Source organism: Corynebacterium afermentans subsp. lipophilum (assembly GCF_030408375.1).
In the GTDB taxonomy this organism is placed as follows: Bacteria; Actinomycetota; Actinomycetes; order Mycobacteriales; family Mycobacteriaceae; genus Corynebacterium; species Corynebacterium lipophilum.
In genome coordinates this window covers 2,345,434-2,353,801 of sequence record NZ_CP046530.1, presented here as the reverse complement: position 1 = coordinate 2,353,801, position 8,368 = coordinate 2,345,434, and the positions used below count along the sequence as shown (strand labels likewise).

11 protein-coding genes are annotated in these 8,368 nt (G+C 65.1%); 7 read left to right on the top strand and 4 right to left on the bottom strand.

Annotated elements, in window-relative coordinates:
- The first annotated feature begins 744 nt into the window (after positions 1 to 744).
- The 7 genes from rpmH to CAFEL_RS11160 all read left to right on the top strand — a co-directional run bounded on the left by rpmH (position 745) and on the right by CAFEL_RS11160 (position 5,216).
- Positions 745 to 882 carry a 50S ribosomal protein L34 gene (gene rpmH, locus CAFEL_RS11190; RefSeq protein WP_034996682.1) on the top strand — a complete coding sequence of 46 codons (138 nt, stop codon included), beginning with the start codon at positions 745 to 747 and terminating at the stop codon, positions 880 to 882.
- Between the two features lie 13 nt (positions 883 to 895).
- Positions 896 to 1,252 (top strand): ribonuclease P protein component, encoded by a 357-nt coding sequence (gene rnpA / locus CAFEL_RS11185; protein ID WP_194559921.1) that lies wholly within the window; start codon positions 896 to 898, stop codon positions 1,250 to 1,252.
- Complete coding sequence (gene yidD / locus CAFEL_RS11180; protein WP_194559920.1) at positions 1,252 to 1,539, top strand: membrane protein insertion efficiency factor YidD; 288 nt, start codon at positions 1,252 to 1,254, stop codon at positions 1,537 to 1,539. The genes rnpA and yidD overlap by 1 nt, the downstream gene beginning before the upstream one ends.
- Before the next feature lie 9 nt (positions 1,540 to 1,548).
- Positions 1,549 to 2,514, top strand: coding sequence for a membrane protein insertase YidC (yidC, locus tag CAFEL_RS11175; protein ID WP_194559919.1), 966 nt, complete (start codon positions 1,549 to 1,551; stop codon positions 2,512 to 2,514).
- An 80-nt stretch (positions 2,515 to 2,594) separates the two neighbouring features.
- Complete coding sequence (rsmG, locus tag CAFEL_RS11170) at positions 2,595 to 3,227, top strand: 16S rRNA (guanine(527)-N(7))-methyltransferase RsmG (protein WP_194559918.1); 633 nt, start codon at positions 2,595 to 2,597, stop codon at positions 3,225 to 3,227.
- On the top strand, positions 3,228 to 4,169 hold the full coding sequence (locus CAFEL_RS11165) for a ParA family protein (protein ID WP_194559917.1): 942 nt from the start codon (positions 3,228 to 3,230) through the stop codon (positions 4,167 to 4,169).
- Positions 4,170 to 4,172: 3 nt separating this feature from the next.
- On the top strand, positions 4,173 to 5,216 hold the full coding sequence (locus tag CAFEL_RS11160) for a ParB/RepB/Spo0J family partition protein (RefSeq protein ID WP_194559916.1): 1,044 nt from the start codon (positions 4,173 to 4,175) through the stop codon (positions 5,214 to 5,216).
- Here CAFEL_RS11160 and CAFEL_RS11155 read toward each other — a convergent pair.
- From CAFEL_RS11155 to CAFEL_RS11140, 4 genes are read right to left on the bottom strand one after another with little or no spacing between them, the layout of a single operon-like run.
- Positions 5,213 to 6,391, bottom strand: coding sequence for an N-acetylmuramoyl-L-alanine amidase (locus tag CAFEL_RS11155; protein WP_194559915.1), 1,179 nt, complete (start codon positions 6,389 to 6,391; stop codon positions 5,213 to 5,215). The two genes, CAFEL_RS11160 and CAFEL_RS11155, sit on opposite strands and share 4 nt — an antisense overlap.
- A gap of 43 nt (positions 6,392 to 6,434) precedes the next feature.
- Entirely contained in the window at positions 6,435 to 6,758 is a 324-nt protein-coding gene (gene trxA, locus CAFEL_RS11150; protein ID WP_194559914.1) for a thioredoxin, read from the bottom strand.
- A 10-nt stretch (positions 6,759 to 6,768) separates the two neighbouring features.
- Positions 6,769 to 7,770, bottom strand: a complete 1,002-nt coding sequence (trxB, locus tag CAFEL_RS11145; protein ID WP_194559913.1) for a thioredoxin-disulfide reductase — start codon at positions 7,768 to 7,770, stop codon at positions 6,769 to 6,771.
- Between the two features lie 11 nt (positions 7,771 to 7,781).
- The gene (locus tag CAFEL_RS11140; protein WP_063937076.1) at positions 7,782 to 8,345 is read right to left on the bottom strand and encodes a sigma-70 family RNA polymerase sigma factor; all 564 of its coding nucleotides are present in this window, start codon (positions 8,343 to 8,345) and stop codon (positions 7,782 to 7,784) included.
- Positions 8,346 to 8,368 lie beyond the last annotated feature (23 nt).

The window sequence follows — 8,368 nt, the reverse complement described above, 5'->3', positions numbered from 1 at the left end:
CGTCGTCTCCAGTCTGTTCCTGCCTACATGTGCAATCCACAACTCTGCTCGCCCGCTCGGCGCGCTGTCACCTGCTGTTCCACAGAGTTATCCACAGGTGTGGATACTTTAGCAGCGCGGTTTGTCCACAGGGCGTGCAGACCCTGTGGATAACTCTGTGCGAGATCTTGCACCGCTTTGACCTGCCTAAACAACAATTTTTCGGCGAAAGTCTCAACCGGTACTTCACAGTTATCCACAGGCCTGTGCATCCCCAGGCTGTGCGATTGTGGTGATTGCTTCATTGTTACCCGCTCCGACCTCGGGCTGTCGAAACTTCGCCCGGAGGGGTTTTTGTGGATAACTTGTCGCGTCGAACAGCTGTCCACATACTCTCAGCCCTCTCGCAGGGTGCGGGGAGGATTTCCCGCGCCACCTGCGAAAAAACACACCGTTGTAATTACGGGGGTACCCGATCGCCCCTGGAAAAAAGTGTGCGTGTTGATTTGGCCGGGGCGCACAAATTCGCGTAGTCTTAACCCCGTCTTTACGTCGGTCGCACCGGCGTACATCTGAGAGCACCGCCCCCGCCGGGCACCGGGCCGCTTGATCCAAGGCGAGCCGGCGAAGGCGCTGCACGCGAACTGCGCTCCAACTTCGGAGCCGAACCGCAATCTCAACGCAACGTTTCACATTTGGAACGGCCACTTCCCCGGGAGGCTTTGACGAGCCGTCGGCTGTTCATGACCGCACAAGGAGTCCACCGTGTCTAAGCGGACTTTCCAGCCGAACAACCGTCGCCGCGCACGCAAGCACGGCTTCCGTGCCCGCATGCAGACCCGCGCCGGCCGCGCCATCGTTTCCGCGCGCCGCAAGAAGGGCCGCGCAAAGCTGACGGCATAGTTTCAACCCGCGCGTGTTACCCCGCCCGCACAAGCTTTCTTCCTCCGCAGACTTCAAAACTGCGATGAGGAAGGGTGTGCGCGCGGGGTCTCGCACGTTAATGGTGCATGTGTACCAGCGCGGCGACGCAGTCATCCAGGGAGGGCCGCGCTTCGGCCTGGTGGTGTCCAAGCAGGTGGGCAATGCGGTGACGCGTCACGCCGTGTCGCGGAAGTTGCGGAATGTGGTGGTGCAGCGGGAGCTCGTCGATAAGCTTGGGCGCTCCTTTGATGTTGTGATCCGCGCCCTACCGCCCGCCGGCGCCGCAACTAGCGACGAGCTCGCGCGCGATCTTGAAAAAGCGCTGGACAAAGCGCAAAAGAAACGATAATGGCCTACTTCAACTTCGCAGGCGGCGAAATCCCCGCCGCGAAGGGGCCTGTGGCGAAACTGCTGGTGGGGCTGATTCGCAGTTACCAAAAGTACATCTCACCCCTTAAGATGGGCGGGACGTGCCGTTTTATGCCAGTATGCAGTGCGTATGCGCTCGAAGCCGTGTCACGCCACGGGGCGGTGCGCGGCGGCGCAATGGCCGCGGCCAGGCTGTGTAAATGCGGGCCCTGGCACCCCGGCGGCTACGACCCGGTGCCGGGCAGCATTGAAATGAGTGAGGAGTAACACCGAAACGTGCTGAATATCATCTATTGGCCGATTTCCTGGGTGCTGAGGTTCTGGCACGAGGTTCTCGGCTTTGTCATCCCCAAGGATTCTGGCATCTCCTGGATCCTGGCCATCGTCTTGCTCACCTGCACGGTGCGCCTGCTGCTGCTGAAGCCGATGGTCAACCAGATGCGCTCCATGCGCAAAATGCAGGAGATGCAGCCGCGGATGCAGGAGATCCGCGAAAAGTACGCGGGCGACCAGCAGAAGATCGCCGAGGAGACGCAGAAACTCTACCGCGAAAACGGGACGAACCCGCTGTCGTCCTGCATCGTGCCGATTGTGCAGCTGCCCATCTTCATCGGCCTGCTGCACGTGCTGCGCTCCTTCAACCGCACCAGTGAGCTGGGAATGTCTGTGGAGGAAAACCGCTCCACGGCAAACTACGCCTTCCCGGCTGAAGACGTGCAGTCCTTCCTGGACGCGGACTTCTTCGGCGTGCCGCTGTCCGCGTACATGTCCATGCCGCAGGAAGCCTTCGCCGCCTTCGGCAACGCGGATCTCACCCGTGCGCAGATCATCGCCGTGTGCCTGCCGCTGGTCGTGCTGTGTGCGGCGTTCACCCACCTCAACGCCCGCATCATGGTCAAGCGCCAGGAGGCCCGCAAGGCCGCCGGCAAGGGCCCGAAGCCGCAGGGCGAGATGGCCGAGATGATGCAGAGCCAGATGGGCATGATGAACAAGATGATGATGTGGTTCTTCCCCGTCATGATTCTTGCCACCGGCATGATCTGGCACATCGGTCTGCTGTTCTACATGCTCACCAACAACGTTTGGACGTTCTTCCAGTCCATGTGGCTGAACAACAAGATGGACGCCGAAGAGGCCGCCGAGGAGGCGCGCAAGGTGGAGCTCAAGCGCACCACCGCCCCCGCCCCGGGCGCGCGCACCAAGGACCGCCGCACGAAGAAGCAGCGGAAGCAAGGTAAGTAGCCTCCTGCTTATCGACGCATGTCCCGGCCCGTTTTCGGCCGGGACTTTTTCATGTCGGCGGGCCGACTACAGTGTTGTGCATGTCGGATACCTCCCCTGCAGCCGCAGCCCAAGTCTTCGGAGAACGCCTCGGGTTGGCCGAGGCTTACCACCGCTCGCTGGCGACAACGGCCGCCGAGCGCGGCTTTATCGGGCCGAAAGAAGTGGACCGCCTGTGGGAGCGCCACATTCTCAACTGCGCGGTGATCGCGGAGGCGTTCGAGCCCGGGCTGAAGGTCGCGGACATCGGCTCCGGCGCGGGCCTTCCCGGCATCCCGTTGGCGATTGCGCGGCCGGATCTTTCTATCACGCTGATTGAGCCGCTGCTGAAGCGCTCCACGTATCTCAAAGAGGTCGTCTCCGAGCTGGGGCTGGACAACGTGACCGTGGTGCGCGGGCGCGCCGAGGAGCAGCCCAAGGCGGAGTTCGACGCAGTCACCTCCCGCGCCGTCGCCCCGCTGGGTAAGCTCGCCGGGTGGTCCATTCCGCTGCTGCAGGGCGGCGGGTACATGATTGCGATGAAGGGCGAATCCGTGGCCGAGGAACTCGAGCGCGACGCGAAGGCCATTACCAAGGCCGGCGGCGGCGAGGCGGAGATCTTCACCGTGGGCGGATCCGTGCTGGAGCAGCCCACCACGTTGATTCGGATCCAGCGCAGAAAGAAGGGGGCGTAGATGGAAAACTACGACGAGACTCCTGTGATGGAGGCGGCGATGCGCGCGGCGCGTGTGACGTCGAGAAGCGAAACGCTCCCGAAGCCGGACCAGCCGCGCGTGGTCACCGTGGCCAACCAGAAGGGCGGCGTGGGCAAGACCACCACCAGCGTGAACCTGGCGGCCGGGCTGAGCAAGCAGGGTTTGAAGGTGCTGGTGATCGACCTGGACCCGCAGGGCAACGCGTCGACCGCGCTCGGTGCGGAGCACACCTCCGGCACCACGTCGAGCTATGAGTTGCTCATCGGCGAGGCCGAGGCTTCCGACGCCGTGCAGCCGCACCCGGAGAATCCGAACCTGTTCTGCATCCCCGCCACCATCGACCTGGCCGGCGCGGAGATTGAGCTGGTGTCCATGGTGCGGCGCGAATACCGCCTGCACGACCAGATCCGCCGCGGCTTTTTGGACGAGCACGGCTTCGACTACGTGTTCATTGACTGCCCGCCGTCGCTTGGGCTGCTCACCATCAACGCGATGACCGCGGTGGACGAGGTGCTCATCCCCATCCAGTGCGAGTACTACGCGCTCGAGGGCGTGGGCCAGCTTTTGGGCAACATCGGCATGATCCGCGAGCACCTGAACCACAACCTGCACATCTCCGGGATCCTGCTGACGATGTACGACGCCCGCACCCGCCTTGCCGCCGACGTCGCCGACGAGGTGCGCGGCCAGTTCGGCCAGGTGGTGCTGAACAACGTCATTCCCCGCTCCGTGAAGGTCTCCGAGGCGCCCGGCTACGGCCAGACCGTCATCGATTACGACCCCGGCTCGCGCGGCGCGCTGGCCTACTTCGACGCGGCGAAGGAGCTGGCCACCCGCGGCGACTACCAGCCCCACCCCACCACCGGCCCGATCGGCGTGAGCCCCGAGGTCTACAACCAGCTCGACTCTGAGGAGGACTAATCAATGGCAGAACGCAAGGGCGGCCTCGGCCGCGGACTGGCGGCGCTGATCCCGTCGACGCCGTCGGACATCGACAAAAACGGCAAGACCCCGGGCATCGGCGGGGGCGCCTCCGACGTGATCTTTGGCAAGGAAGCACCCAAGCCTGACGACGCACCAAAGGGCGCCCCCAAAAAGAAAGTCCAGGGCGCCCCGACAGTGTCCGCCAAGCGTGACAAGGTGATCCAGCCCGTGCCGGTGGGCGCGCGCTACCAGGAGATCCCGGTCGGCCAGATCATCCCCAACCCGAAGCAGCCGCGCCAGGTCTTCGACGAGGACGAGCTGGCTGAGCTGGTCCACTCCATCCGCGAGTTCGGCCTGCTGCAGCCCATCGTTGTGCGCGACACGCCCGAGGGTTTCGAGCTGATTATGGGCGAGCGCCGCTGGCGCGCCGCCTCCAAGGCCGGCCTGAAGCACATCCCGGCCATTGTGCGCGAAACCTCCGACGAGGACATGCTGCGCGACGCGCTTTTGGAAAACATCCACCGCGTCCAGCTCAACCCGCTCGAAGAGGCGGCCGCCTACCAGCAGCTTCTCGACGAATTCGGCGTGACCCAGGAGCAGCTCGCGGACCGTTTGGGCCGCTCGCGCCCCGTGATCACCAACGCGATCCGCCTGCTCAACCTGCCCGTGGGTGTGCAGCGCCGCGTCGCCGCCGGCGTGCTTTCCGCAGGTCACGCGCGTGCCTTGTTGGGCATTAAGGTTGGTGACGACACCGCCGACGCCCAGGCTCAACTCGCCGACCGCATCGTCGCCGAGGGGCTGTCCGTCCGCGCCACGGAAGAGGCGGTGTCCCTGATCAACGCAGGCGGCAAGGTGCCGGACAAGCCGAAGCGTCAGCCCGCCCCGCAGCCGGAGTACCTCACCCGCGCCGCCGATTCCCTCGCGGACATCTGGGACACCAAGGTGTCGGTGACCATGGGCAAGCGCAAGGGCAAGATTGTGGTCGAGTTCGGCGACAAGGACGACTTCGAGCGCATCATGGGGCTTATCCAGGGCGCCGACTAGGCGTGCTTTTCCTCCCGCAGCAGCTCCTTGAAGGAGTAGGTGCCGGTGGGCCGGTTGTCGTGGTCGAGCAGGTAGAGGCGCTTCACGGCCACCACGACGGCTTCGGCGATGGCGTCGCGCTCGTTTGGGTCGGTAAGGATCGCCAAGTCCCCCGGGTTGGTCAGGTAGCCGGCCACCAGTTCCACCGACGGCATCCGGGTCATGCGCAGCATCTCCCAGGTGCGGGCGTGGTTGCGGCAGTTCTGCAGCTGGGTGCGGGCGGCGACCTCGCGCTGGATGTAGCTCGAGAGCGTCTCCCCGGTTAGCGACGAGCTGCCCTTCTCGGAGCCGAAGTAGAACGTGGCCACGCCGTTGGCTTTCTCATTCGGGTAGGAATCCAGGCGGAGGGAAATGAGCAGGTCCGCCTTGAACCCGTTGGCCAGGTCGGCGCGCTGCTTGTTGGAGGGGTTGTCGCCGCGCGGGCGCGACAGGATGGTCTCCATGCCGGCGGCAACCATGCGCCCCTCTATGCGCTGGGCCAAATCCCACAGGATTTCCTCTTCTGTGATGGGGCCGTATGGGCCGTCCACCACCAGGCCGCGGTCGGTGCCGCCCAAGTCCGGGTCGATGACCACGCGCTTGCCGGTCAGGTTTGGGCCGGCCTGGCGCACGGTCTCGCGTTCGCGGATGGCCTGGACGGACCCGCCGGTGATGCGCCGGCCCAGAAGCGACAGGGCGCGCAGCGTGTCGGGGCCGCACACGCCGTCGTCTTCCAGGCCGGAGTTGAGCTGGTAGTTCATCAGCGACTCGTAGGTGTGCGGACCGAAGCGGCCGTCCACCCGGTGCGGGTAGAAGCCCAGCTCGTGGAGCTGGGATTGCAGCTGCCGGACATCGTCGCCGACCATTTCCTGGCCGGGCTGGTAGCTCAGCACGCGCGCGCCGAGGGTGTAGGAGGCTTCGCGCAGTTCCCGCAGCGTCGCCGAGTCGATGGTCCCGGTGGGCACGATGCCGCGGGACTGTTGGAAGGCTTTGACGGCTTCGCACAGCGTGTCGTCGTAAAGCATCTCGGCTTCGGTGAAGCGGCGGGTGGAGTCGATCTCGCCCTCGTAGCCGTCTAGCAGGCCCAGGCGAGCGAGCGACATCCGGACCTCGGCGACCCGTGTGCTGGAGTCGCCAACGCGCAAAATGTCTTGCATGCGGGCCTTTCTATTCGGATGGACACGGTCAGTCTACGCGCCGCTAGAGCTGCGCCTGAATCTTGGAAACGATCTCGGATTTGGGGCGCACACCCACGAACTCGTCGACCTTTTTGCCGTCCTTGAACAGCAGGACGGTGGGGATGGACATGACTTGGAACATGGCGCCGAGCGCGCGCTCGTTGTCCACGTTGACCTTCGCCACCTTGACTTGGCCGGCCATCTCCTGGGCGACTTCGTCCAGCAGCGGGGAGAGCTTGCGGCATGGGCCGCACCACTCCGCCCAGAAGTCCACGAGCACCGGGGTGTCCGCCTCGATGACCTCGTTTTTGAAGGTTGCTTGGGTCACATCAACTGGTGCGTTCATGCGCGCTATTCTACAGCGCCGCCAGATAGTGCTGCGCGTCCAGCGCGGCGCGGCAGCCAGCGCCGGCGGCGGTGATGGCCTGGCGGTAGGTTTTGTCCACCAGGTCGCCGCACGCGAACACGCCTTCAACGCTCGTGCTTGTCGACGGCTCCGCCACCTGAACGTAACCACCCTCGTCCACGGCCACCTGGCCGGCCAGGAAACCGGAGCGCGGGTCGTGGCCGATGGCGACGAACAGCGCAGTGGCATCCAGCACGCTTTCTGCGCCGGTGACGGTGCTGCGGATGTTCAGCCCGCCGACCTTGCCGTCCGCTTCCACCACGGAGTCGACCACGGTGTTGGTGAGGATCTCGATCTTGTCGTTCTCGCGTGCGCGCTCGAGCATGATCTTGGAGGCGCGGAAGTTCTCCGAGCGGTGGATCAGCGTGACCTTGGAGCCGAACTTGGTCAGGAAGGTGGCCTCCTCCATGGCGGAGTCGCCGCCGCCGACGACGGCTATGTGCTGGTCCTTGAAGAAGAAGCCGTCGCAGGTGGCGCAAGTGGACACGCCGCGGCCGGTCAGCTCCGCCTCGCCCGGGATGCCCAGGTGGCGCGGCGCGGCGCCGGTGGCGAGGATGACGGCGCGGGCCTGGTAGACCTCGTCGTCCACGACGACCTTTTTAATGTCGCCGGAAAAGTCCACGGAGTCCACCAGCTCCTGGCGCAGGTCCGCGCCGAACTTCTCGGCCTGGGCGCGCATGTTCGCCATGAGGTCCGGGCCCATGATGCCGTCTTCGAAGCCGGGGAAGTTCTCCACCTCGGTGGTGTTCATCAGCTCGCCGCCGTACTCGTAGCCCTCGAACACGAGCGGTTTCAGCTCCGCGCGGGCGGCGTAGAGGGCGGCGGTGTAACCGGAGGGGCCGGAGCCGACGATGATCAGGCCGTGCACCTCGTCGGTGCCGGTAGTGGCGGCTGCGGGCGCCGGTGCCGCATCGGTTTGCGGGGTGACAAAGTTGAAGCCGGGGGAAGTCATGGTTGCAGATCTTAGCGCGCCGGCGCCGCCTCCCCTATCGCCGCTGCGACGGCTTCCCGCGCCCGGTAGCGGCGCGACTTCACGGTGCCGGGTTGCACCCCGAGTTCGGCGGCAGCGTCGCCGACGCTCATGCCCGCGACGTCGATCAGCCACAGAGCTTTGCGCTGCGCCTGCGGCAGCACCGCCAGGGCTTGGCGCATGGCCATGGTGCGCTCCATGTTCTCCATGGGGTTGTAGGCGAGGTACTTGTTCGCGTCGATGTCGACGGTGTCGTTGTCGTCCAGGCTGCACTGGGCGCCGGAGCGGCCGTCTTTGCGTTGGTGGTCTATCGCGGCGTTGATGGTCATGCGGTGCAGCCACGTGGACAGCTTCGCTTCCCCGCGGTAGGTGTGCATGCTGCGCGCCGCCTTGAACAGGGCGTCTTGGACGATGTCTTGGGCGTCCTGCTCGTTGCGCGCGAAGTTGCGGGCGGCGAAGTACATGCGTTTGCGGTGGCGCCGCACGATGAGCGCGAAGGCCTGCCGGTCCCCCGCCAGGTAGTTCGCCACCAGCTGCCGGTCGTTGATGTAGTCCATTTTCCCCCCAAAAATTCAGTTGC